The organism is Alteromonas sp. V450 (genome assembly GCF_001885075.1).
In the GTDB taxonomy this organism is placed as follows: domain Bacteria; phylum Pseudomonadota; class Gammaproteobacteria; order Enterobacterales; family Alteromonadaceae; genus Alteromonas.
This window is the reverse complement of sequence record NZ_MODU01000004.1, coordinates 450819-476599: the sequence shown is the minus strand read 5'-3', so window position 1 is coordinate 476599 and position 25781 is coordinate 450819. Positions and strand designations below refer to the sequence as shown.

Below are 25781 nucleotides of genomic sequence, written 5' to 3'. Positions count from 1 at the left end.
CCTTCTTAGCTATAAACCTATTACTTGTCGGGCATTTTGCCAAATGCCTGCGCTAATGCAATGCGATTGTGGTATTTAATATTCTCAAATGCGCTACTTAACACGCTACAAGCGGTTTATGGGTGTTTTCTATCTTGTATTAAAAATGCGGGGAGCTTATCGAAAAAACCGTTTACCCACATCGATTTATCAAAAACACTTCGATAGTATATTTGCTCATTATTTTTTAATAACACTTTGATGCGTATCTACGCACGATACTAGAAGAACTGCATTATGAAAAAGACCTTAGTTTGGGATCTTCCTACACGCCTGTTTCACTGGCTTTTAGTGATTAGCCTAATCGGCCAATACGCTACCGCCGAGTGGCTCGACAATGCTGTTCAGTGGCATTTTTATCTAGGGTATTTCACGCTTTTTCTCATTGTTTTTCGTTTGATGTGGGGAATTTTTGGTACCAAATATGCGCAATTTAACAGTTTTGTGAAAGGTCCCGCCGCCGTTTTTGAATATTTAAAGTCACTTTTTAAGCGCAACACGCCGCCAGCAGCAGGGCACAATGCGTTGGGAGGATGGTTTGTTCTCATCATGCTTATTTTAGTAGGTGCTCAAGCCGTTTCTGGCCTATTTCTTACCGACGACATATTTCTGGATGGACCATTTCGCGCTATGGCAAATGAAGACACACTAGCCATCATGAATACTATCCATCATTGGGCTTTTGAAATTTTGCTGTATGTTATCGCAATGCACATTGTGGCAATGGTTTTCTACACGGTTTACAAAAAGCAAAAACTCGTACCTGCCATGCTCCATGGAAAAAAGGAAGGTCTGAGCAACGAAGGTATAACGAGTTCTTTACTACTACGAGCACTGATTATTGCCATTGTCGCAGCTGGCATAGTATACGTAGCAATTGAAATCGTTCCGCCGTCGCCAGATATTGGGGAAATGTACTATTAATCGCTCACACTATAATCAGTGTTATTTTACGATGGACGATATTTACATTATTTCATTCCAATTTTGATGAAAAAGCTGCGTGGTTGACGAAACAAACGTAGGCTACGTAATAAAATTCAATATTGGCATCCGAACGGTAACAAGCCAAAAGGACGGATGTAGCCAAAGAAATGCTATAACTATATAAACGGGTTGGCGGTTTCAGACCGCTTGTGCAGCAAACGCCAAACACAGCCGAAACAAGAAGGGATGCTTTATGGTGAGTTACTACCACTTCGTGCGCAAGACACGTCGCTTTAGCTTAATAGTATTAATGAATGCATGTTTGCTTCCTTTTATATACTGGGCGTGTCAGGTTTATTTTCTGGACGGTGAGGTCAACGTATTTGTGTTTGCGGCCGTTATCCTCGTAGAGATTGCTCTTGTTAGCGTTGCCATTTATTTGTGGAAACTTAATGAACAGGTAGAAATTCGAATCTCACCCAATGAATTTTACTATCATGACCCTTTATTTGGTGGCAAAGCGCTTACGTTTTCTGTGAACGAGATCATCGCTCTTGAACAAATACGAAGTGCAACCAATGGAACATCGCGCAATTTATTGCGATTGAAAGATGGCAGCGTCCACGAATTAATGTATCAAAACTTCAATGTCGATAGACGTGCCATGTTCGATGCACTTAAAAAAGCTAACAGTAAAATTGAACTGCCCGAGGGTATATGGGCTTATACCAGTCCACACAGATAATTGCCCACTCAGAAGGGCGAGTTTAAAAGGTCCGTACTCTTTGTTGTGTCACCTTGATGTAGAACCACTATACCTGCGGTAACACGCCGCGATTACGAACATTTTAACTCTCGCTGAGTGGGGAAGTATCTATGCCGACAGGTATTACCCTCACTCGGCCACGATGGGCAAAGAATGCGAGGAAAAAAATGGGTTTAGACAGCTAGAGCAACGATCTCGATATTAGGTTACCCTTTTCTGGGTAGTAAGACTTTCACTTCTGTCTAACCACTCAAGCCTAAGCACATCACGCACAGCAGGCCACGACACAAAATTCCAAAAACTGGTATCTTTAGGGTCTAGCACGAAATAACCTATTGTTTCATCGAGTATATCGTCTCGCGCGGTATCTACGCCAAATAACTCTCTGTAAAAATTAATTCGACCGTGGTTCTTTTCAGTATAACCGCGATAATTTTTATGCTGGTAGCCTATATCATTGAGAGGATAAAATGTTTTTTGTGGCGTCTGTTTTTTCGCCTTCGCCTTTCTTGATTTAAAAACACTATCACTGCGTTGATTCTGAAATAGTGTACCGGTACCCGGAGGTGCCGAATGAACCTTTACTCCCCAAGATAACGCTAACAGCCAGTTAAATGACTGCTGAATTTCCATAAATTCAGCAATAAGGTTTGGAGATAGCTGCACGGTCCATGAATGCCTAAATCGCTGTGCTACACCTTTTAGAATTTTACGCACTTGCTCTTCGGTGAATATGTCATCATCATTCTCGTTTTCATCAACGTACCTCTTCCAATACGCTTTGTCATCTGAAGTACTTTTCAGGGGCGTCGCATCATCAGGAAACGGACCAAATATACCTAACGCTTTAATAAAAGCAGAATTATCTTTTAGTTCCTGCCAATCTGAATATTTTGGTGGGTGTGGTAAATCATAAATTGTTGGCGCATCGCTGGGCTTGAAAACCAAAGTAAACATTTCATCGCTACTTTTCGGGTCGTTATTTGGAATAGGAAATGAATCGCAAGGAGAAGCATAACCTTGTTTCAAACGAAGCCTGGAAGTAGGTAAAGCCAGGGGTTGATGGTACGCTCGAGAATATGGAATCTTTTCCAATTTCACTTGATTAGTATGAGCGTGATACGCTGCTACACCACGTGCTTTATTTTCAATGATATCGCCAATTTTCGGGCCATCTGAATCCCCCGACCAAAGTGAGATTTCCTGAGACCAATATTTTATAAGTCTTTGCTTTATTTTAACTTTATTAGCATGCAATTTCCGGTATGACCTAGCATCACTTCGTAAAAAAGCATCGATTAGTTTCTTGTAAATGGTTACTGCACTACAACCCCATAACAAAACCCTAGCATGTTCTGAGAACCCGCTTTGCGCTTCTTTATTGCGCCCTGTGAGAACGTTATTTTTAACAAAATTGCGGGTCATTAACCATTTTAATTGGTCGTCGTTAAGCGTAGCGTGAACACCTTTAGGGTGTTTAGTAAAAGTGTTTTTTATCCACTCAAGCAGGCGTGTGCCTGATGACACAAAATCATAATCTGTTCTAGCATCTTTGTCATACGGACTTCTTATTGGTGCAGCAATAAAATCATCATTGCTTAACGTTTTCGCAAACTGACTTGGTTTAGCACTGTTACTGTCGTATTTAAACCATACGCCAACCTCGCTATCTGAACGCTCATCAAAGCTATTAACTAAAACTGGCCCTCCCCACCACGCATGAGAGAATATGGACAGCTCTATAACCGTAGATTTGTCTTTCCCTATTGTTTCGATAGCCGTGTAAATGTCCGAAATTGAGAGGACATTCAGTACCTTCGCTAGCGCTCCACTATCTATGTGGGCGGAAACATCATCCACAAACGCTTTAGCCAGCGGACTAAGCTTGATGTCTTTTTCCTCAACAAACCAATCGAACAATCGCAGGAATCCACCAAACGTTTTAGGTAAATCTGATATACCACCATATTCTTCGTATAAACGATTATATTTAGTTTTGTAGTAATAGTGGTAAAGGTTCACACCCGTCTTCCCATGCGTAAACTGACAGTCTGACGGGCGCACACCAAATTCTTTATAAACTTTGTCGTAGTAGGCCGTTTTCTTTTTAATGAATTTAAGTACCTGTTGCGAATACTGGGCACCAGACATTTTACTTGTGGGGTCGAAAGGAGGAATTTGCATTAACGCGACCCGGCGCAAAGTCTCAACATCTGGAATACGAACCGTACCTTTGTGCAAGTCTGCGCCACTAAAACTAAGGGTGACACCTGGGTTCGCCGGCGGCAGGTCTTTAGGAAGGCTTTTAAACCTCTTTCCTTGTTTAAAATCGAAGCTACGATCGGCGAAGAATATGATGTGTGCATGAACGTTAAAGGTGCTGGAGTTACTTATTTCTCTGCAACTTTGCTCAAATAAAAAGCCATCTTTTTGAAAAAGCATTTTAAGCCGATTAATTGCAAGCGCATCGTGATTTGTCGCATTTCGATGCTTATAATCAACATTGTACGTGTTGTCTTTTCGCTTAGGTAGGTTGAAATTGTAGCCTGATACACTAAAAAAGTGAGCGTCCTTACTCATGTTATTTTTACACCACCTAACTGTTGCAAAACGCGAACGTCACTATACGCATACCTTCCTACAACGCTCTCCCAACGTTCATCTGCCCCCCTACCTGCAATAATAGCAACGTCGTCTTTTTTCATTGCTGAACACAATTGATAGATAGCATGACTGCGCGGTGAATATTCTTGAAAACCATGTGCATAAGCAAGCTGAAAACGAATAATGGCTGGGTCTTCTTGTCTTGGATCGTCATCGGTAACAATCACGATATCGGCACGTTGAGCAGCACAAGCCATTGACGCTCGCTTTTGCTCTCCCCACCCACCTTTAGAACTTAACAAAAAACCCACTTTTTCATTGTTTTTTAGCGCTTTACGAGTGTCGTCAATCACTGTAGTTATACCACCTGAGTTATGCGCAAAATCAACCACGGCTATTACACCATTGGGCATTCTCCATCTTTCATAACGGCCAGGGGGCGAATGCAATTCCATCGCTTTTTCTAATAGATGTTCGTAAGATACACGCTCAGTCAAGACACTGTTGTTGTTGGATTGAAAGAGCTGTTTTGCCAATGCAACAGCAAGGTGGCAATTTCGCTGTTGGTAGCTCAAATGAAATGGTGTGTTGTGCTTTTTAGGTGTTGTGTAAGTAAGCTTTAGTTGGTCGCATCGCGACAGCACTGGTTGCATACCTTCGGCAGAGGGGTCTAAGACCACACTGCCATCTCTTGCCATGTGAGAAAATATGCGCAACTTGGCATGAACATAAGCATCAAATGACCCATGCACATTGATATGGTCTTCAGTGATGTTAGTGAATGCCACCACGTTGTAGCTGACGTGCTCGTGTAACCCCTTCGCCAGTGCCGCACTGTATACCTCAATAGCTATAACGCTTAAATTGTATTTTTGCGTAAGCCATGAAATATATTGTGGTAACCCTTTCACACCAGCTGGGATCTCTGCACGGTCTCTAACATCAATAGGTGTTTCGACACGCTGTCCAATGGCTGCAGATGGAACACCTATTTTATTTAATAACGACGCCAACATCGTTGTTACTGAGGTTTTCCCATTGGTGCCAGTTACACCCACTAGAAGTGGGAGTGAGCGAGTCACGCTACTCACTCTCTCGCTTCATCATTTGCCCGTGCTCATCAACCTGAACCTTCGTATCGAGCATAACTAAGGGCGTTGAGAGTCGCGTCGACCACGTATCTATTTCAATATCACCTTTCTGGCGACGTTGTGTCGCTTCTCTCATTTCTTGATGTAACGGCAACCACCTATCGTCGGTTATGTTAGCTGGCTCAGTCGAATATAATGCGGGACGCCCGCGATAAACGAAATCGCGTACACTTTCCTCAAAATTAAGTCTTACAGGTACAAGTACTCTTGCAATGCCAGAACGTAAAAAATTTGCATGAAGAGGATCGGCATGCTTGAGTGACACTAAATTTGCCCACTGGTTTGGTTCGTTCCAGTAATAGGGATATAGGGTAAATGACATATTAGCCCACTCAAACGCTTGTTCAGCAAAACGCACTTCAACGGCAAGTGGGTCTAGACGTTTTCTGTCAATGGGCAAATGTCCCTCTGTCATTGGCCCCTCTTTAGGGTCCATTACAAGCGGCGTTCCATCTATGCTTTCATTGGTTACTCGCTCTTCCGCACGTTTGGCTTCTCCGCCCATAAGTTGTAAACACAAGCGTTTTAATTCGTCGCGCTCCAGTTCTCTTAATCGATCAGGAGAGGCATCAACTAAGTCTCCTACAGTCTGGTTTGCTAACGTTTCAGCATATTCGGCTTTAGCTGCGGAGAGTTGCGCCTGATACGCTTCAATGATGGCGTCGTAGACTTTATGTTTCCACGCTGTCATGGCTCGCTCAGTAGGCTGAGTATTCACCTGTATCAAGAACTGAACGGTGGCATCATGTCGTGCATAGAGCGAAAAACCAAGTGTTCCACGTTGCCGTTTGGCACTTTTGAACTCAAACACAGTAGCATCATCAGAACCGGTTAATTTGGGCCATCCGCCCGATTTTTGCTGCGTCTCGCTTCCGATAGTTACCCATACCTCAGGATCGGTTGAGTGCTGTTTGAACGCTATTACAGATACCTTTACAGAAGAAATTTCGTAATCACGCTCTATCAATAAAGCGCCTTCTTTTCTTACCTTTTGCGCACCATTTAAACCGGAATCAGCATCTGAGGCTGCCTCGGTCATCGTTTCACCTTTAGGTTCAGGGGGAATGGGCGCGTTTCTTACTCCCCACCGCTCTACAAAGGTTTGATAGTTGGACGGGGTAATGTCACTAATTTTTATCGCCGGTTTTCGCGGAAAGTTCGCTTGTGGTTTTCGACTTTGAATGTCACTCAATTGTCGTAGATATGCACCTGGCGATGGAATATAGAACTCATAAAAAAATCGTACACCCCGGTTTACCACTCGCATCTTGTAAATTTTATCCACGTATCGATAGACACCCGCTATATGTTCACTGCTTTGCGTATTATCAAAGCGATGAATATTAGATTGCTCTGTTCTTGAACGTTGGATTTCATTGCGAGATTGTTTAATTCTAGTCTGAGTTCTCTGAACTGCGCTTTCTGTTACCTCTTGTGCAAACTGACTAGAGCGCTCGCTAGAAAAGCGCTTAGCATTTTCTAGGGAAAACTGCATTCCTGCTTTTACTTCCACAGTGGGTCCATACGAGCCTGATATATTCATACTAAGCTCGTTTTTCGTTCTCTTTTCTAGCTCTTCTTTTGAAGCTTGCTGCAGTTCAAAGCGTTCTGAGGTTTGAAGATTAGTCTCCATATAATGCTCAGATTCTTCCTCTTCGAAGATAGACACTTCTTGTTCGTTTGTTTGTAAATGCGAACGTTCTCTGAATTCACTAGCGAGTACGTTTTCGATGTAGGCAATTTCGCCTAACTCATAACGTTGTAATTCTTGTTGAACAACCTGAAGGTCACCAACCCCTACTGGACGGAAGAAGCTTGAGGTCATGTCGATGTGTTCTTCACTTACTTTGTCGGCGATAATGGGCCCTTCGTTAAATGCGCTATCTATCCCTGGGGTTGCCGGACCTGGTACAAGCACTCTATCTGCGCCCTCGTCTAGCACGTTTTCATTCACGCCTTCGTTCAGTGCATGGCTACCATTACCACGAACAATGTGTGAGCCATTATTACGAAAAAATCGCGCTAGATTAGGGTTTAACGAGGCTGAAAGTACAGTATTTGGCTGCAAACTATTGGCTATTGGATTGATATCATTCGGCTTTGCAGCAGAGGGTTCGCTGCTCATAACAACAACGTTTTCTGGGTCTAATTCTGAAACGGTTATTACTTTATTGATAAGCGCAGCGTCAGCCCCTGATATCATCAACGATGACAGCACCTTTTCGGCGCCTATCTCAGTTACAGTTGCTTTGAAATCAGCTGACTGCGGTTTTAGCTTATTAAGTTGAGAAAATATGCTAAATGCTTCAGATGAAGAAACAGCAGCAAGCGTAAGCGAATTTTTGTTATTTTTGGGTACTGTGGCTTCAGGCGGGCGCAACGCTACAAATTTAAACACATCGTACGACATACATTATCCCTCACGTATAAGTTCGAATTAACTAAACTTTGCGAAAATAAAGATACTGCGTCCATCAATCCTTTTATGACGTACGAAAGCCTAGCTGATCATTTTTTGTGCAACATAAGCTAGCACCATCAGTTTTTCTTTGCAAACTGTTTTGGAAAACACTCCTGTGAAAACGTCAGCGAGTATTAAATGGGAAGGTATAATGCGAAGAAAAGCACACGTGCTAACGCGTGCTTAACTCGACGCTATGCAGCTTATTCCTTGTCAATTAAACCAGTGATATAGTCAAACATACGGGCGCGAGACTTCGCGCTTTCACGATGCGAGGCCGACTCCCAGTTTGCGTTGACAGCAATTACTAACGAACGGTTCGGATCAATATAGATGGCTTGACCAAAGATCCCTTTACCTTGATAAATGTCATTTGCCGATACCCACCATTGATAACCGTAGCCAGAACCTTTGTCGTCAAATTTGACTTGCGCTGTAACCGCCTTTTCAAACCAACCATCTGGAACAATAGATTCTCCGTTAACTACAGCGCCATTTAAAATAAAGTCGCCAAATAATGCAAAATCTCTTGTCGTTGCTTGTATACAGCAACCACTTATCTCATGGCCTGTAGGGCCCAATAGCCAAGACGCGTCCTGATGCGCATCAATGTGCTGCCATACCTTTTCTGAAAGATACTCTGCCAGTGTCTTACCCGTTGCCTCAGACACTAATAAGCCGATAAGGTTTGTCTCACCCGTACTGTATAAAAACTGCGTTCCCGGCGCATGGGCCCGCTCTAGCGTTCGCATATAGCTAGCCGTAACGTCTATGCCGTCTTCTGCAACATGAAAATTAAACTTTGAAACATCTGAGTTTGGGTCGCTATAGTCTTCATCCCACTTCACACCTGAAGTCATAGTTAACAGCTGCTCAATAGTGACATCATCGTATGCACTGCCTTTCATGTCGGTGATATAATCAGTGACTTTGTCGTTGAGGCTTTTAATGTAGCCATCTTTTAATGCCGCCCCCACTAAGGTTGAAGTGAATGACTTGGCTACCGAGAACGTTGTCCACTTTCCCTGATGACTGAACCCTAACCCATAACGTTCATAGCGCAATTTACCATGTTGAAGGACAACAACACTGGCAAGCCTTTGTTCGTCAAAAAACGTATCAACTACGTCTTTATCTACATTTAGTAAAGGACCTTTTTCTAACGAAGGGCCTGATTGTCCACTTTTTACAGTGCGATAAGGCAAAATGCCAAGTTTTTCTATAGCTTGAAAGCCTGCGTCACGTTGCGCCGTAGTCCACTGCAAAACGTTTTGATTTTCTGGCTGGTTTAGAAGGAGATATCGTACATTTTTGTCAATGTTAAACCAAAACACCGATAGGCCTACAAATATTACTGCAATGACTCCAACGATCCATTTCCACATTTTTTTATTCCTTATTCTTCGTTTATGTTATGTGGTGCTCGCTTAAAGTATGCAATAAGAAAAAGGAAAACAAGTAAAAAGCGCACATCGCTGCGCGCTTAAAAATAATAAGGGCTAGCGAACGTCCCGTTGTGCTACTAACCCTTTTCTTTGCATAACATGCGTTATTTCATGCACGCTCTGTGGGTCGTCGATGGTTGATGGGACTGAAACTGACTCATTTGCTGCAATCTGTCTTAAAAGCTTTCTTAAAATTTTGCCCGAGCGTGTTTTTGGAAGCCGTTCGACAACGATAGCGCGCTTGAAGCACGCTACTGGGCCAATGGTATTCCTTACTCGTTCGATTAACTCGCCTTCAAGCTCACTTTCTGCAATAGAAACGCCGTCTTTCAACAATACTAACCCCACCGGCAGCTGTCCCTTTAACTCGTCATGAATGCCAATTACACTGCACTCTGCTACTGCCGGATGCGCAGCTAACACTTCTTCCATTTCGCCTGTAGAAAGCCGATGACCTGCAACATTTATTACGTCGTCAGTACGCCCCATGATAAAAACATATCCATCGTTATCAATATAACCATTATCACCGGTGCTGTAGTAGCCATCGAACTCTTCTAGATAACCGCTAACGAACCGCTCGTGGTCACGCCAAATTGTGGTAAGACACCCAGGCGGCAGCGGTAATTTGATAGCTATTGCGCCTTGTACGCCTGCTGCCTGCTGACTTTGAGCACTTTGCAAAACCTGAACATTAAACCCAGGCGTAGGTAAGCTTGATGAACCTGGTTTTGCCTCCATGGGCTCTATTCCCATCGGGTTAGCACAAATTGGCCAACCTGTTTCGGTTTGCCACCAATGGTCCACTACAGGCACACCAACTTTTTCAGCGGCCCAATAGTAGGTCGGAGGGTCTAATCGTTCTCCCGCCATAAACAGTGTGCGCAGGCTCGATGTATCATATTGGGTTAAATATTTAGCATCAGGATCTTCCTTCCTGATAGCCCTGAAGGCTGTAGGCGCTGCAAACAATACATTAATGCTATGCTTTTCTATCATGCGCCAGAAAGCGCCTGCATCCGGTGTACCTACAGGCTTGCCTTCATACATAACTGATGTCGCGCCTTTGATTAAAGGCCCATATACAATATATGAATGACCCACTACCCATCCGACATCAGACGCTGCCCAAAAGGTATCTTGCTCATCAATACCATAAATAGCTTGCATAGAATAATGCAGCGCAACAGCATGCCCGCCGTTATCTCGCACTACGCCTTTTGGTTTACCCGTGGTTCCTGACGTGTAAAGTACATAAAGCGGGTCGGTCGCACCGACAGGGGTTGGCACCGCCGGCTGACTATTAATAATTATGTCTGCCCAATTGTAATCGAAACCTGGCACAAGCTCGGCTTCCAGTTGCTCACGCTGAAACACCACGCACCCTTTTGGTTTGAATTTAGCAATAGAAATAGCCTCATCGATAAGCGGCTTGTAGGGCAATAGTTTTGTACCTTCGATACCACATGAAGCAGTCACAATAAGCGTAGGCTGAGCATCATCTATACGCACGGCAAGCTCATTTGCCGCAAAGCCACCAAACACTACAGAATGAATTGCCCCCAGGCGTGCACAAGCCAGCATTGCGATGGCAGCTTGTGGTATCATTGGCATGTATATAATTACTCGGTCACCTTTCTTGACACCTAGTTGCGACAGTGCACCCGCAAATTTCGCCACACATTCTAGCAATTCGCTGTAGGTAAAGCGTTGCGTTATACCGGTAACGGGAGAGTCGTAAATGAGTGCGACCTTATCACCCTTACCTGCATTAACATGCGTATCAAGTGCAAGGTAACTGGTATTAAGCTCACCATCTTTAAACCACTCGTAATAGCCATTATCAGCGCGTGTACAGCCAGTCGATGGTGTTTTAAACCAATTAATTTCTTTGGCCTTATCTAACCAAAATACATCGGGTGATTGTGTAGAGGCATAGTATTCGTTCTTATAATTCATTTCAGTATCCAATGTAGGTTTACAGTAAAACACTACGCTAGATTGTGTAATTTCACGTATAAGACTTCAGGCTTAGATGAATCAAGCAATTGAATTGTCGAATAAAATTATTGTGGCAACAAAAAACGGCTGAGCGAAATGCGCCAGCCGTTTTCTGTATCGTTTTAAGAGAAAATTTCCGCCGGTGGCTTACACTTCACTGCGACACCACCAACAAACATTATCAATCTTTTTTATAGTCGTCGTGACAAGATTTACAGCTTGCACCTATTTTACCAATAGCTCCTCGATACGCACTTTCATCGCCTGAGGCAACCGCAGCTTGTAGGCCTTTGGCCGCGGTTTTTAGGGCCATTACTTTCTTTTCAACGTCAGAAAAGTTTTCCCAAATGTTGTCTTTTGCGCCCGTATCAACATCAAATTTTCGTGTATCAACAGACAAGTAATCACCCATCATATCGGCAAGCTGTTCTAAACGTACCGCGTTTGTTTGCATTACACTTTCATCAAACGGCAGCGCGCCCTTTGCCATGCCGCCTAGTGGCCCCATATTACTGCGAACTAACTGAAACACCGCTTGGCGGTACTGCGTTGCTGCTTTAGCGTGCTTTTCAGAAGAAGCCTCAGTTACCTCAGCTGTCGCTGAACCTGAAATCACTGCACCAACGGTTGCTGCTACGATTATCGCTTTATTGAATAGTCTCATGCCTGTTCCCTTTTTATATACGTTTTATCCACCGTTCGACAAGCGGATACATTATTATTTACTTATAGTGTCATCGTGACGAATAGTTTGAGCCAGCGCAACAAATATATCGGTGAAACACCCCATTCAAGAGACTAAACCCCAATTGTAGAAAGTCCAACTTTATTGTCGCTGTAAGCTGATAGAGTACAGGTTTGGACAGACACTAAACATAATTGTGTTAAGAGGCACAGTGAAGAGACTACAGATACAAAAAAGCCCTCAAAATGAGGGCTTTTGAAACATAATAGGTTTTCAATAATTAATTCGTTAAATCATCAAAGAACTTTTTAACGCCGTCAAAAAAGCCTTGGGCTTTCGGGCTGTGTTTACTTGATGCTTTACCCATCGACTCTTCAAGTTCTTGAAGTAGCTCTTTTTGGCGCGAAGACAAGTTTACAGGTGTTTCAATGACCACTTTACACATTAAGTCACCCATAGCGCCGCTTCGCACTGACTTAACGCCTTTTCCACGCAAGCGGAACATGCGACCAGTTTGCGTTTCTGGACTGACCTTAAGCTTAACCTTTCCATCAAGCGTAGGTACTTCCAGTTCTCCACCAAGGGCTGCTGTGGAGAAGCTCAGCGGTACTTCGCAGTACAAATTATTGCCATCACGTTTAAATATGTCATGCTCGCGAACGTGAACCTGAACGTAAAGGTCTCCTGCTGGCGCTCCATTCTCTCCTGCTTCACCTTCACCAGATAAACGAATGCGATCACCGGTATCAACACCTGCAGGTATCTTAACGTTAAGAGTTTTGGTCTTTTCTTTACGACCATGACCGTGACAGCTGTTGCAAGGATCTTCAATAATTTTGCCCTTGCCCGAACACGTTGGGCATGTTTGCTGAACAGCGAAGAACCCTTGTCGCATTTGCACTTGGCCGTTGCCATGACAGGTTGGACAGGTTTTAGGTGAAGAACCTTTTTTCGCACCAGAACCGTCACAAACGTCACACTCAACCAAAGTTGGTACGCGAATATCAACGCTTTTACCGCGAACCGCTTCTTCTAAACTAAGCTCTAGGTTATAACGTAAGTCTGAACCTTGACGTGCGCGTGATTGACGTCCACCGCGACCACCGCCGCCAAAAATATCGCCAAAAACATCGCCAAATATGTCACCGAAGTCGGCACCACCACCGAAGCCGCCGCCACCACGGTTTGGATCAACGCCCGCGTGGCCGTATTGGTCGTATGCTGCACGCTTCTGCGAATCTGACAGAATTTCGTAGGCTTCCTGGATTTCTTTAAACTTATCTTCCAGGCCTTTATCGCCTTGCGTACGATCAGGGTGATACTTCATAGCGAGCTTCTTGTACGCCTTTTTAATTTCGCGTTCGCCTGCGCTTTTATCTACCCCGAGTACTTCGTAGTAGTCTCGTTTCGACATATCGTTTACATATCCTACTTTTTGTCGATAAGCATTTCATACTTACCGAATCTACATCTGAATGTTGTGAAAATAACCTGACTAAACATTCGTTTACGTCATGTTGCATGTACCAAGTCATTTACACAACAAAGGCGCAACAAGATATTCCTGATGCGCCTGAACTGCTTAAACGGCCCGTACGTTTTCGCAACGGGCCTGACACAACAGTTTATTTCTTGTCGTCTTCTTTCACTTCTTCGAATTCAGCGTCAACAACATCATCATCTGCTTTACCAGAAGACGCTTGTTGTTCTGCACCTTCAGCACCACCAGCGGCTGCTTGTTGTGCCTGTGCAGCTTCCATCAGCTTGCTAGACGCTTGAATAAGCTCTTGCGTTTTCGCTTCGATTTCCGCTTTATCTTCGCCTTTAGACGCTGTTTCTAGCGCAGTAAGAGCTTCTTCGATTGGCGCTTTGTCTTCTGCACTTAGTGCATCGCCAACTTCTTCAAGTTGCTTACGCGTAGCGTGGATCATGCCATCAGCTTGGTTACGCGCTTGAATTAGTTCTTCAAACTTCGCATCCGCTTCTTTGTTCGCTTCAGCGTCTGCTACCATTCTTTCTACTTCTTCATCGCTTAGGCCTGAAGAAGCTTTGATGGTGATCTTCTGCTCTTTACCAGTGTCTTTATCTTTCGCAGACACGTGTAGGATACCGTCAGCATCTAGGTCGAAGGTAACTTCGATTTGCGGTACACCGCGCGCTGCTGGACGAATGCCTTCAAGGTTGAACTGACCAAGAGACTTGTTGCCACTTGATTGCTTACGCTCACCCTGTAGTACGTGTACTGTTACCGCAGACTGGTTGTCTTCAGCAGTTGAGAAGGTTTGCGACTTCTTAGTAGGAATAGTCGTGTTCTTCTCGATAAGCGCAGTCATTACACCACCCATTGTCTCGATACCTAGAGACAGAGGCGTAACGTCTAGAAGTAGAACGTCTTTAACGTCACCAGAAAGTACGCCGCCTTGAATAGCCGCACCTACTGCTACCGCTTCATCAGGGTTAACGTCTTTACGCGGCTCTTTGCCGAAGAACTCAGTTACATACTTCTGTACTAGCGGCATACGAGTTTGGCCACCAACTAGGATGATGTCGTTAATGTCGCCTACAGATAGGTCTGAGTCAGCTAGTGCTTGCTTAAGCGGGTTAAGCGAGTTTTTCACTAGGTCTTCAACCAAAGACTCAAGCTTCGCACGAGTAAGCTTAATCGCTAAGTGCTTAGGACCTGTTGCATCAGCAGTGATGTAAGGCAGGTTAACTTCTGTCTGTTGTGAAGAAGAAAGTTCGATTTTAGCTTTCTCGCCCGCTTCTTTAAGACGCTGCATAGCTAGCGGATCTTTACGAAGGTCGATGCCTTGATCTTTCTTGAACTCTTCAACTAGGTAGTTGATAACACGGTTATCGAAGTCTTCACCACCAAGGTGTGTGTCACCGTTAGTCGCTAGTACTTCAAACGTGTGCTCGCCATCTACTTCATCAATTTCGATGATAGAGATATCGAACGTACCACCACCTAAGTCGTATACCGCAACAACGTTGTCGCCTTGCTTCTTGTCCATGCCGTAAGCAAGAGCAGCAGCAGTTGGCTCGTTGATGATACGCTTAACTTCAAGACCTGCGATACGACCCGCATCTTTAGTAGCTTGACGCTGAGAGTCGTTGAAGTAAGCCGGTACAGTGATAACTGCGCCAGTCACTTCTTCGCCAAGATAGTCTTCAGCAGTCTTCTTCATTTTCTTAAGTACTTCAGCAGAGATCTGCGGTGGCGCCATTTTCTCGCCTTTCGCTTCTACCCACGCATCACCGTTATCAGCACCTACAATTTTGAAAGGCATGATGTCGATGTCACGCTGTACTTCTTTGTCTTGGAAGCGACGACCAATTAAACGCTTGATAGCGAATAAAGTGTTTTCAGGGTTTGTTACCGCCTGACGCTTCGCTGATTGACCTACAAGTGTTTCACCATCGTTTGTGTAAGCGATGATTGAAGGGGTTGTACGATCGCCTTCCGCGTTTTCAATTACGCGAGGTTTGTCGCCGTCTAGAACTGCGACACATGAATTCGTTGTACCTAAGTCGATACCAATGATTCTACCCATTTCGTGTCTCCGAAAAAGTTTCTTAATTCTGTACTTTTAGTGGGGTTATTCCCCGACCTTTTCAATAGATGTCAGTAAAAAAACTGACATTTTTGTGTGTTTATCGCAAAAAGCGTGACTTACGCTTGCGTGTCCACACCACCACTTGGCGCACGCGATACCATAACCATGGCAGGGCGTAACAAGCGGCCGTTAATTTGATAACCTTTTTGCATAACCGCCATCACCGTATTTGGCTCGTGGTCTGCACTTTCTTGCATCGACATCGCCTGATGCAAGTCAGGGTTGAAGGTTTCGCCCTGCGGATCAATAAGGCTTAATCCGAATTTCTCAATAGTGCTTAAGAAAGTTTTGTGGGTCATTTCCACACCTTCTAAAAGCGGCTTAACCGCTTCATTGTCAGCATCGGTCATTTCGATAGCACGTTCTAAGTTGTCGATAACCGGTAGCAACTCACCAGCGAAGCGCTCAAGGGCAAATTTACGCGCCTTTTCTACTTCACCTTCAGCACGACGACGGGCATTTTCAGCGTCGGCTCTGGCACGAAGTACACCATCTTGCTGTTCTTTGATTGTTGCTTGCGCCTCAGAAAGCGCTGTTTCTAGCTCGTAAATGCGTTGTGCATTTTCATCAAGCTCTACACCTTCTGTTTCTGGCGCTTCAACTTGCGCTTCTTCAGCATTTTGAACAGTTTGTTCAACTGCATTTTCTTGTTCTGCCTGCACGTCGCGATTATCGCTCATGCCTACCTCCAAACGTTTTTCTTAATTAGGCATTGCCCAACAATACTAAAATTACTGGGAATAAGTCTGTTGCGCTTATTTATGGGGCTTGATTTAAGGTGTTCAAGGGTATCCACAATATTTTTGTGGATGAATGCTAAAAATCTTTCAAACAGTACTATCGTACTGTACAAACGCGCACGCATTACGGCGACGACTTGTAAAAACCATGTTAACCTAAGCATTGCTAGTTAACTGATTTTATAGGGCTTCTATGCTGAGTATATGGACTGTAGGGACATTGGTCGCCTTATACCTATTACTGCTATTCGCTATTGCTTTTTGGGGAGATAAACGGCTACGCGATAATCAGCAACACCCTATTCTTTATAGCTTGGGCTTGGGAGTTCACTGCACGTCTTGGGCGTTTTTTGGTACCACATCGCAAGCGGCTCAATACGGCTGGGCTATTATTCCTACTTACTTAGGGATAATGCTAACAATGGCTTTTGCCTTCCCCGTTTTGTTGCATATTAGCCGCCTTTGTCAACAGCATAATATTAGTTCGCTTGCAGATCTCATCGCCTTAAAATACAAACATTCTCACCTTATTGCTGCATTCGTTACGCTGCTGTGCTTCATAGGCGTTATTCCCTACATTGCATTGCAATTAGATGCGATTACCAAGTCCATCAACTTAATAACAGCGGACACCGCTGCAAACAACGCCCAAGTCAGTGTCTATGTAGCAGGCCTGATGGCAGTGTTTGCCATAATATTTGGTACGCGCTCGCTAAACCTCACTGATAAACACCCCGGATTGTTGTTAACCATTGCATTTGAATCATTAGTTAAGCTTATTGCACTTTGGGCCGTCGGTATTTTCGTTTGCTATGTTATGTTTGATGGCCTCTTTGACGTAGTCACCAAGGCTGCCAACCATACTGAAGCTGCGGCAGTTTTAAAAGCAGATGGGGCGCCGTGGGTATATTTTTCTCACGTTTTATTAGGCATCTGCGCAATGTTTGTTTTGCCAAGACAGTTTCAAATGAATTTTGTTGAGCAAAACGGTGAAGGTGAATTACGCACTGCCCGCTGGTTGTTTCCGCTTTACCTTCTTGGCATGACGGTATTTTTAATTCCTATTGCACTTGCAGGGAAACTTCTGCTGTCACCCAGTATTAGTTCAGATACATATGTTATTGCGCTTCCTCTTTACGCACAAAACCCAGGTTTGTCTTCGCTTGCATTCTTAGGAGGGCTGTCTGCGACAACAAGCATGGTCATTGTGGCCACGCTGGCTATGGGGATAATGATTTCAAACAATGTAGTCACCCCATTGTGGTTAAAAGCAAGGCTTAAAACAGCGCCCAACAATTCCATGGCGCCGTCAAAAATTCTGACCATCAGGCGTTTAACGGTTTTCGTTGTTATAAGTATCGCACTTTGGTATCACCTAAATATCAGTCAAGCAGCCCCTTTAGCCAAAAGCGGTGTTATTGCTATAGCCCTTCTAGGGCAATGCTTGCCCATTCTTATGTTTGGGCTGTATTGGAAAAAAAGCACGACGTCAGCCGCCATTTGTGCCCTACTGGTTGGACTTACCACTTGGTTTATATTGCTTTTATATCCCAGTTTGCTCTCTAGTTATTACTTTGACCCGGTACCTTCTGATTATGAAATGGGCGTTGGTTTCGTTAGTGCGCTTATCGCTAATTGCGTGACATTTGCTTTAGTGTCGCTTGTAACACACAAAAATATGGCCCGAACTACGACTTCTCAAGGGCAACCCACTTCCCTTCCTCAATTAATGATCAAGGTACGCGATTTGCTGTCGCTCACTGAACGTGTACTTGAAAACACCACACAACTTCAGCTTACGCAGCAGCTTTCAGTGGATATCCAACGCACCGGTTTAACGGGCTATGCGAGTCAATCTCTCATTGAGCGTGTTGATAAACTGCTGTCGGCACAGGTTGGTGCCCCTAGCGCGAAAATACTGATTGGCGCTATTGCTGATACCGGCAATGATCCGTTGCCAGAGCTTGTGGATTGGGTTGAAGAAGCTTCTCAATCATTTCAGTTTAACCACGAAGTACTCCAATCTTCTGTGCAAAATATCGAGCAAGGGATTAGTGTGCTCGATGATAAATTGCAGCTTCTAGCATGGAACGATAGATACATAGAACTGTTTAACTACCCAAAAGGTTTTTTAAAAGCAGGCATGCCAATTGCCGATATTTTGGCATTTAACGCCAAGCGCGGTTTATTTAATATGGCGCAGTCGAGTTCTCACAATCATCAACACAATATAACCTATTCGGCGGCGGTAGAAGGCGCTATGAGTGATGAAATTTCAAAACGCATAGCGCATATTACAGCGGGCAATCGCTATAAACATATCAGGCAACAGAATGACGGTCGCGTTATCGAAGTTAACGGCGCACCGCTGCCAGGCGGGGGCTATGTAACTACCTATAGCGATATTACTGAGTATATGTCGATTCAGCAGGCATTAGAGACCGCCAAGACCGAACTTGAAGCCCGTGTAGCCAAAAGAACAGCCGAACTCGTCGAGGCTAAGTCACAAGCCGACAAGGCCAATGAAAGCAAAACAAAATTTCTTGCTGCCGCGGGGCACGATTTAATGCAACCCTTTAACGCGGCAACCTTATTTGCAGAAATGCTCAAACGAAAAACCGAAAAAACGCCGCTAGCAAGTCTTTCCGAAGGTGTTGTGAGTTCATTACACAGCGCACAAAACTTGCTCTCAACACTCTTAGATATGACCCGTTTAGATTCGGGCCATTTTACTCCGCAAAAATCCGTTTTTTGCTTAAACGACATCTTGGCTTCGTTAACTCAAGAATTTAGTGTTATCGCGCACCAAAAAGGTATACAACTTACCTATGTAAACAGCTCGGTTTACGTTTATTCCGACAAACACTTGTTACGACGAGTTTTGCAAAACCTCATTTCTAATGCTGTGCGCTATACGGAAACGGGAAAAGTGTTAGTGGGCGTTCGACGTAAAGTTAATGCGCCCTCCAGTTGGCGCGACGCAAACGACGTCTCGCCCTTTGTTACGGTTTGTGTATACGATACGGGGATGGGGATTGCCCCGCATCAGCAGGAAGATATTTTTGCTGAATTCCATCAGCTTAACGTAAGTCAAGGCAACGAGGGGCTTGGGTTAGGGCTCACCATTGTAGATAAGATATGCCGCTTGTTAGACCATTCATTGTCTCTTAAATCAACGCCGAACCAAGGGAGCGTTTTTTGTGTGGAAGTCGAACGGTGTGATCGCCCTGATACACTGGCAATGCGCGAAGAAAACCAAACGCTTAATGTCAGCAATCAGGTAACTTGCACAAAAGACAAAGAGGCCTCGGCGCGTTTTCTCACCCGTAAACAAATACTGCTGATTGAAAATGATGAACAAGTGGCCAGTGCGATGAAAACGCTGCTTACAGATTGGGGAGCGCTGGTAACATGGATAAAGGGGCGAGACCAAACAGCGCTTTTACGTACAAAAACCTTTGACATACTTATTGCTGACTATCACCTTCAAAACAAAGACACTGGCTTTAATGTCACTCAGTGGCTAGAAGCAAAAGGCGCGCGTTTTGCCCAAAAAATACTGATAACGGCTAACCGAAGCGACACCATCAGGGAAGAGGCAGCCGCGAAGCAATTTATGTACTTACCCAAGCCAGTAAAGCAGTCGGCGTTAAAACGCATGCTTAAAAAGGGTAGGCGTGATTTGTTAGCATAGTACCACTTGCTATTTGTTCTCCAAGCTTTCATTGTCGTGCTGTGTGCCTATAATCGCCTCGATTGTTTGTTGTTCGTGTTCAGTAAAAGCTGTGTTGAAATTGTCAAAACCTACGGTAATTGCAGGCTTATCTTTACCGGACAACCGTGCATTTGCGGCAGCAATCTGTTGAGTGAATTCGGCAATCGAAATCCGATTATAGGTAAAAACACCCGCGCGACCAGATGACGTCGTTGGAGTTAGCAAGTCATCGTGTTCTAGTAAAAATGCATGTTTAAACACCGCTTGTGACTTACTAAAACAGGCGGTTGGACTTCGCAAAAGTGCAGCCTCGGGTAAAGCTTTTATTCGCGTACTGGAACCGTCACTGCTTTTTTGCCATGTGACGCCACAAATACTGATGTTAAATGCGTCAGTCTGATTAGCAACTTCCTGCCGTGATAAAGGGGACGACGCATCCAACGCCTGAAGTTGTGTAAGTACTTCAGCTATCGCATTCAACGACAGCTTCTCTATGGTGATAGGCCCACTTTTAGACTGATACGTAAGTTTAAGCGTGTTTTCTAAATAATAAACTTGCCCCGTGTCGTGCCACACAGATACAGCGTGGTTGTCCCGACGTCTAGACAGTGACGCATTCTCTTTTTGAGCACGTATATTTCTGAAAAGTTTGGATAGCACAGCAACAACACTTTTTGCTTTTTTACAGTGCTTATTTTTACGTTACTTTACCGCTATCGGATTAGCTTGTGTTAACGTGCATTGCATTTTTAAATGCAATGCCTGCCTTTGTTCTATTGATAACACCTAGCTTTTTAAGCACCGCCGAAACATGCTGTTTCACTGTCGACTCTGAAATAGCAAGTTCATAGGCTATTTGTTTATTGAGTAAGCCATCTGACACCATTTGTAACACCTTCAGTTGGTGTGGAGTCAACAATTTCAGCTTGAATAAAAAATCATCTTCGCAGTCACTAGCGTGGTTATTTATTGCAACGTTTTGAGGAACCCAAACCTCACCGTCTAGCACACTCTCAACAGCATCTACAATGCTATCAACTGACGCAGACTTCGGTACAAAGCCGCTTGCCCCCAAGGCCAATGCTCGCTGTACAATCGCCGGTTCTTCAAGCGCAGTTACTACGACCACCAGTACATCGGGAAACGACGATTGTAAGTGTGAAACCCCTGTTAACCCCTCATTGCCTGGCATAGTTAAATCTAAGAAAACCACTTCAATGTCGGGCGTTGAGCTTAAAATGCTGAGCGTTTCGGGAAATGTAGACGCCTCAACTAACGCGATATTGTCAACTCCACTAAGCGCGTGACACATAGCGGCACGAAAAAGAGGGTGATCGTCGGCAATGAGAATTTTTACAGGCATAGCATTTTGAGTTTGTTACTATATTGTTAATTGAAATGGTACCATGTTAGCAAGAAATAAGCAGTGTGAAGTTACGCCCGAAGCACTGCTTGAATGCTGCGGGCGTTGTTTACTAAAAACGATATCCTACTGTTAAGTGGACAGTACGTGGGTCACCATAATACCCAATAAGGGTTGTATCGCCACCGAGACCCGGACCAAAGTTACCGTCATCGTCTTGTGTAACAAAGTCATAGCCGCCAACCAGATACTCTTCGTCGGTCAGGTTTTTAACGTGCAGTCCTGCATACCAATCGCCTTCTGTGCTTTCCCAACGCGCGCTTAAATTCACCTTACCGTAGGCATCTTGTTGGATAAGATCGCTCGTTTCAAAAATAAGGTAATCGTCGCGGTAGTAGTAGTTGGCGTTGAAAGTAATATCTCCAAAGCGTGTTTCTAATAAGTAGTTAGCGTTAAAATTAAAGGTATTCTCAGGCGTACTTGCTAGTCCAATCAATGGAGGAATTGCATTGTTTTTCTTAATTTCGAAGTCAATATAACCATAGGCAGCGTCAAATTGAAGATTATCTGAAGCTACCCACGTCATCTCCAACTCTGCACCTTTTGCGGCAGTTTCCGCAGCGTTGCGCAGTCGCTGGTCTAAGGCTGTTGGATCAGATAAATCCCCTTCTATACCAATATATTGACGATCTTTGTGGTCGTAAGAGAACAATGTGATATTCATACGAAATGCATCGGTCAAGTCACTCTTTACCCCCACCTCGAAGCTGTCTACTACTTCAGGCCTTACACCAGGTTCATTCGTTTGAGCGCGAGGATTAAAGGTGCCCGATTTAAAGCCTTGTGAATAGCTTGCGAAGAACATGGTATCGCGGTTCATTTGATACTCCACGCCTACCCGCGGGGTAAAGCGAGACCAGCTTTCAACCGCTGGTGCATCTACCACATCATCCCCATCTGTGTCTGTCCCAAGTACTTGAGGCACTAATTGCCCATCGGGCCGCACGTAACCGTCTATCCAATCGGTATAAGGATAAACATTGTCGAATACTAAACCGTTGTTTACAAATGCGGTCTTTTCTTCATCGGTATAGCGGGCACCAAGCGAAAGCGATAACTTGTCGGTAATGTCGTAACTCATTTGCGCATAGGCAGCCCAGCTTTCTGAGTTGTTACAGCCTGCCACCTCGCGTGTCAGACCTGGCGCACCCAGCGACTGACCTAACACACCTAAAATGGCATCAAAGTTACCGCAGCTTTCACCATCGTAAAAATAAAGCCCCGACACTAAACTAAATCCGTTTCCGGTATAGTTCGCTTGGATCTCGTGCGTGTCGTTACTGTCATCGTATTCTGCCGGTACATCAAAAATGGGCAAAGGCGTGTTGTCAAAATCAATGTTGGTCGGTGAATAACTTTCTCGATGTGAGCCGATATATTTTAGTGTTAAATTTTCACTTACATAGTATCGCGCCAGCCAGTTATAGCCCTCCAGTTCGACTTTATTCCATGTCGGTAAACTGGTGTAAGAATCGAAAACTGAGTCAGGCACGGGCGCATCAGTCAAAATACTAGGAATTAAACGATAGCCGCCCTTTGCGTTTGATGTATCCTCGGTCTTATCCCATCCAATGCGGAAAAACAAATCTTCATTTGGGTGTACCTCAAGCGAAACCCGAGCAGCCCAAAGGTCTTTGTTATAGTTTTCTTTGTTTTGATTAGGCAATGCACTTACCAAGTATTCGCCGAAACCGTCACGGTTTAAATTGGCATAGCCCACGCCAAGGTACACCGTATCGTCAACCAATGGTATTTGACCCGTTACTTTAATGTCTCGCTGACTGTAGCTACCTACTGTAGCTTCAACGTTCATTTGTGTATCGCCGGTCATCTCCTTGGTAACGTATTTAACCGCACCACCAATTGTATTCTTTCCGTAAAGCGTTCCTTGTGGGCCGCGTAATACCTCAATACGCTGCACGTCTAGCAGGTCAAGCACAGCCCCTTGTGGGCGAGCAATATAAACATCATCAACGTAAATCCCAACACCTGGTTCATAACCCCAGAGCGGATCTTGTTGACCCAGCCCGCGAATAAACGCTGTTAGGGTTGAATTGGTGCCCCGACTGGTTTGCAGCGTTGTATTGGGCGAAAACTGCTGTACTTCAGTCAGCACGCTTATCCCTTTTTCGCCAAGTTCAGCAGCGCCAATTGAGGTTATAGCTACCGGCGTCTCTTGAAGCGACTCTACGGTTCTGCGTGCGGTCACTTCGATACGTTCTAGCTTTCCTTTTTCGCCCTCAGCATCGGCATTAGCGTCATTAACCTGAGCAAATGCTGGCGCGGTACTTAAAACGCTTGCCACCGCCATTGCACATAGGCTTTGCATGTGGCTACCTTGCGCTTTTTTGCGTTGTTCCGTTTTATCATCGGCTGAATGTGGTTGGTAGGGTGAAACCAAGCCATGTGAGTGTATTGATTGAGACATAGTGAGTCCTTGTTGTTCTAAGTTCTGGTCACTGCCGGATGTATTGCCTACGGTCAAAAATTACTTTAGTTAATTAATTGTTAATAGTATGTAGTACCATCGTACTATGGGATTTTGATAAAAGTAACGTCACACTTTATATCTGTAATGAACGCTTTTTATCTGATTTGTATACACTTTATGGTTATAGGTGTGGGCAAATCTTTAATCGACTTAACTGTTTCGGATCATCTGCGGTCACAGATTTTTTAAGGAATAATAACTATGTTAAGTATGATTGGCTTAGTAGGCGGTCTGTTGTTGCTTATTGTTTTAACAATACGCGGAATGAACCTGTTTATTGCTGCACCTTTATGTGCGCTTGTGGTTGCCATCACCAATAATATCGGCGTTTTCACCGGCGACGTGAATTTCGTTCAAACCTATATGAGTGGCTTCTCTGGTTTTATTGCTTCTTGGTTTTTCATGTTTTTACTTGGTGCGTTGTTTGGTAAATTCATGGAAGACTCAGGGGCAGCAGATGCTGTTTCTCGCTGGATCATCACCAAAATTGGTTACAAGCGTGCCGTATTAGCTGTTGTGCTAGCTTGCGCTATTTTGACCTACGGTGGTGTAAGCGTGTTTGTGGTAGCGTTCTCTGTTTATCCTATGGCGGTGAGTTTGTTTAAAGATGCCAATTTACCCCGTCGCTTCATACCTGCAGCCATGGCATTTGGGTCAGTAACATTTACGATGACCTCGGCGGGCTCGCCAGAAATCCAAAACTGGATCCCTATAAAGTATTTAGGCACCTCTCCTTTTGCCGCATGGGAAGTTAGTCTTATCGTCGCTATTTTCATGGCATGTTTCGGTTACTGGTGGCTTGCTAAGATGATCAGAAAAGCCGTTAATAACGGCGAGGTGTTTGAAGCCAGAGCAAGCGACCCTGAAGTGCGAGACAGAGCGCTCCCCCACCCGCTTACCGGAATTGTGCCGTTAGTCGTGGTGTTAGTCATTTCGTTTCTATTCCATGAAGAACTCGCTCAGCTTGCGCTTATTCTGGCGTTAGGCGGCGGCGTACTGTGTTTGCTGGCTATTAACTACAAGCATTTTCACAGTTTACCTGTTGCCGTTAATGCAGGAACCACCGGTGCATTGATCGCTATAGGCAACACTGCGGCTGTAGTGGGCTTTGGTTCCATTGCCAAAAACACTGAAGCGTTTCAGACAACGGTTTCGCTAATGACTCAAATTCCTGGTAACGAGCTTATTGGTGCCGCTATTGCTGTAAGCGTAATTGCAGGATTAACAGGTAGTGCATCTGGCGGACAAGCCATCGCTTTACCCTTAGTGGGCCCTCACTACCTAGACCAAGGCGTAGAGCCAGACCAGCTGCATAGGATTGTATCCATATCTTCAGGCGCACTGGATTCGTTACCCCACAATGGTTACGTAGTAACGACTATACGCGCCATCTGTAACGAAACCCATCAAGCAGCCTACTGGGCGGTTGGTGCGCTGACTGTAGTGGTACCAGTTATTGGATTGGCAATGGCAATTGGCTTGTTTAGCTTTATATAGCATGGGCTTTGCCGATTAAAACGAAGGCACGCAAAGGCTAAGCCCTTAGAAGGCCATAGCGTAAGCCCTGTTACATACAGACTCTTTTGAAGAAAAATAGCGCCGTGATAAAGGATTGAGGATTAAAGAAAATGAACTGGAAAACTAAGCGAACGCCGCGGTTAACTTGGAGCAAGAGCAAGCACAACAGAAAGCAATTGAGAGAGTCATGCATTTTGA

The 25781-nt window shown here is 44.5% G+C and carries 16 protein-coding genes; 4 read left to right on the top strand and 12 right to left on the bottom strand.

Going from position 1 to position 25781, the window contains the following annotated elements:
• The first annotated feature begins 276 nt into the window (after positions 1 to 276).
• Positions 277 to 963, top strand: coding sequence for a cytochrome b/b6 domain-containing protein (locus BK026_RS02105; protein ID WP_071814331.1), 687 nt, complete (start codon positions 277 to 279; stop codon positions 961 to 963).
• Between the two features lie 256 nt (positions 964 to 1219).
• Complete coding sequence (locus BK026_RS02100) at positions 1220 to 1711, top strand: hypothetical protein (RefSeq protein ID WP_071814330.1); 492 nt, start codon at positions 1220 to 1222, stop codon at positions 1709 to 1711.
• A gap of 222 nt (positions 1712 to 1933) precedes the next feature.
• Here the strand turns inward: BK026_RS02100 and BK026_RS02095 are convergent, their stop codons facing one another.
• The 9 genes from BK026_RS02095 to grpE form a co-directional block, all read right to left on the bottom strand.
• Positions 1934 to 4312: a hypothetical protein gene (locus BK026_RS02095; protein ID WP_071814329.1), complete on the bottom strand. Its 2379-nt coding sequence runs from the start codon at positions 4310 to 4312 to the stop codon at positions 1934 to 1936.
• A complete protein-coding gene (locus BK026_RS02090) occupies positions 4309 to 5418 on the bottom strand; it encodes a Mur ligase family protein (protein WP_071814328.1) in 1110 nt (369 codons plus the stop codon). The genes BK026_RS02095 and BK026_RS02090 overlap by 4 nt, the downstream gene beginning before the upstream one ends.
• 1 nt (position 5419) lies before the next feature.
• Positions 5420 to 7897, bottom strand: a complete 2478-nt coding sequence (locus BK026_RS02085; protein WP_071814327.1) for a hypothetical protein — start codon at positions 7895 to 7897, stop codon at positions 5420 to 5422.
• A 254-nt stretch (positions 7898 to 8151) separates the two neighbouring features.
• The gene (locus BK026_RS02080; protein WP_071814326.1) at positions 8152 to 9333 is read right to left on the bottom strand and encodes a serine hydrolase; all 1182 of its coding nucleotides are present in this window, start codon (positions 9331 to 9333) and stop codon (positions 8152 to 8154) included.
• 114 nt (positions 9334 to 9447) lie between these two features.
• Complete coding sequence (locus tag BK026_RS02075; RefSeq protein WP_071814325.1) at positions 9448 to 11352, bottom strand: propionyl-CoA synthetase; 1905 nt, start codon at positions 11350 to 11352, stop codon at positions 9448 to 9450.
• 223 nt (positions 11353 to 11575) lie between these two features.
• Entirely contained in the window at positions 11576 to 12058 is a 483-nt protein-coding gene (locus tag BK026_RS02070) for a cytochrome c (RefSeq protein WP_071814324.1), read from the bottom strand.
• A gap of 301 nt (positions 12059 to 12359) precedes the next feature.
• A complete protein-coding gene (dnaJ, locus tag BK026_RS02065; protein WP_071814323.1) occupies positions 12360 to 13493 on the bottom strand; it encodes a molecular chaperone DnaJ in 1134 nt (377 codons plus the stop codon).
• Between the two features lie 211 nt (positions 13494 to 13704).
• Positions 13705 to 15633, bottom strand: coding sequence for a molecular chaperone DnaK (gene dnaK, locus BK026_RS02060; protein WP_071814322.1), 1929 nt, complete (start codon positions 15631 to 15633; stop codon positions 13705 to 13707).
• Positions 15634 to 15752: 119 nt separating this feature from the next.
• Positions 15753 to 16376, bottom strand: a complete 624-nt coding sequence (grpE, locus tag BK026_RS02055; RefSeq protein WP_071814321.1) for a nucleotide exchange factor GrpE — start codon at positions 16374 to 16376, stop codon at positions 15753 to 15755.
• A 253-nt stretch (positions 16377 to 16629) separates the two neighbouring features.
• Here grpE and BK026_RS02050 point away from each other — a divergent pair, with 253 nt between their 5' ends.
• A complete protein-coding gene (locus BK026_RS02050; protein ID WP_071814320.1) occupies positions 16630 to 20130 on the top strand; it encodes a PAS-domain containing protein in 3501 nt (1166 codons plus the stop codon).
• 9 nt (positions 20131 to 20139) lie between these two features.
• Here the strand turns inward: BK026_RS02050 and BK026_RS02045 are convergent, their stop codons facing one another.
• The 3 genes from BK026_RS02045 to BK026_RS02035 form a co-directional block, all read right to left on the bottom strand.
• Complete coding sequence (locus BK026_RS02045; protein WP_071814319.1) at positions 20140 to 20811, bottom strand: hypothetical protein; 672 nt, start codon at positions 20809 to 20811, stop codon at positions 20140 to 20142.
• Between the two features lie 61 nt (positions 20812 to 20872).
• A complete protein-coding gene (locus tag BK026_RS02040; RefSeq protein WP_071814318.1) occupies positions 20873 to 21514 on the bottom strand; it encodes a response regulator transcription factor in 642 nt (213 codons plus the stop codon).
• A 112-nt stretch (positions 21515 to 21626) separates the two neighbouring features.
• Complete coding sequence (locus tag BK026_RS02035) at positions 21627 to 24002, bottom strand: TonB-dependent receptor (RefSeq protein WP_083574970.1); 2376 nt, start codon at positions 24000 to 24002, stop codon at positions 21627 to 21629.
• A gap of 264 nt (positions 24003 to 24266) precedes the next feature.
• Between BK026_RS02035 and BK026_RS02030 the strand changes: the two genes are divergently transcribed.
• Complete coding sequence (locus BK026_RS02030) at positions 24267 to 25562, top strand: GntP family permease (RefSeq protein ID WP_071814317.1); 1296 nt, start codon at positions 24267 to 24269, stop codon at positions 25560 to 25562.
• The last annotated feature ends 219 nt before the right edge of the window (positions 25563 to 25781 follow it).

Bases quoted from the DNA above. Each gene is read 5' to 3' on its own strand.
- BK026_RS02105 (WP_071814331.1), top strand. From the start codon at position 277: ATGAAAAAGACCTTAGTTTGGGATCTTCCTACACGCCTGTTTCACTGG.
- BK026_RS02100 (WP_071814330.1), top strand. From the start codon at position 1,220: ATGGTGAGTTACTACCACTTCGTGCGCAAGACACGTCGCTTTAGCTTA.
- BK026_RS02095 (WP_071814329.1), bottom strand. From the start codon at position 4,312: ATGAGTAAGGACGCTCACTTTTTTAGTGTATCAGGCTACAATTTCAAC.
- BK026_RS02085 (WP_071814327.1), bottom strand. From the start codon at position 7,897: ATGTCGTACGATGTGTTTAAATTTGTAGCGTTGCGCCCGCCTGAAGCC.
- BK026_RS02080 (WP_071814326.1), bottom strand. From the start codon at position 9,333: ATGTGGAAATGGATCGTTGGAGTCATTGCAGTAATATTTGTAGGCCTA.
- BK026_RS02075 (WP_071814325.1), bottom strand. From the start codon at position 11,352: ATGAATTATAAGAACGAATACTATGCCTCTACACAATCACCCGATGTA.
- BK026_RS02070 (WP_071814324.1), bottom strand. From the start codon at position 12,058: ATGAGACTATTCAATAAAGCGATAATCGTAGCAGCAACCGTTGGTGCA.
- dnaJ (WP_071814323.1), bottom strand. From the start codon at position 13,493: ATGTCGAAACGAGACTACTACGAAGTACTCGGGGTAGATAAAAGCGCA.
- dnaK (WP_071814322.1), bottom strand. From the start codon at position 15,633: ATGGGTAGAATCATTGGTATCGACTTAGGTACAACGAATTCATGTGTC.
- grpE (WP_071814321.1), bottom strand. From the start codon at position 16,376: ATGAGCGATAATCGCGACGTGCAGGCAGAACAAGAAAATGCAGTTGAA.
- BK026_RS02050 (WP_071814320.1), top strand. From the start codon at position 16,630: ATGCTGAGTATATGGACTGTAGGGACATTGGTCGCCTTATACCTATTA.
- BK026_RS02040 (WP_071814318.1), bottom strand. From the start codon at position 21,514: ATGCCTGTAAAAATTCTCATTGCCGACGATCACCCTCTTTTTCGTGCC.
- BK026_RS02035 (WP_083574970.1), bottom strand. From the start codon at position 24,002: ATGTCTCAATCAATACACTCACATGGCTTGGTTTCACCCTACCAACCA.
- BK026_RS02030 (WP_071814317.1), top strand. From the start codon at position 24,267: ATGTTAAGTATGATTGGCTTAGTAGGCGGTCTGTTGTTGCTTATTGTT.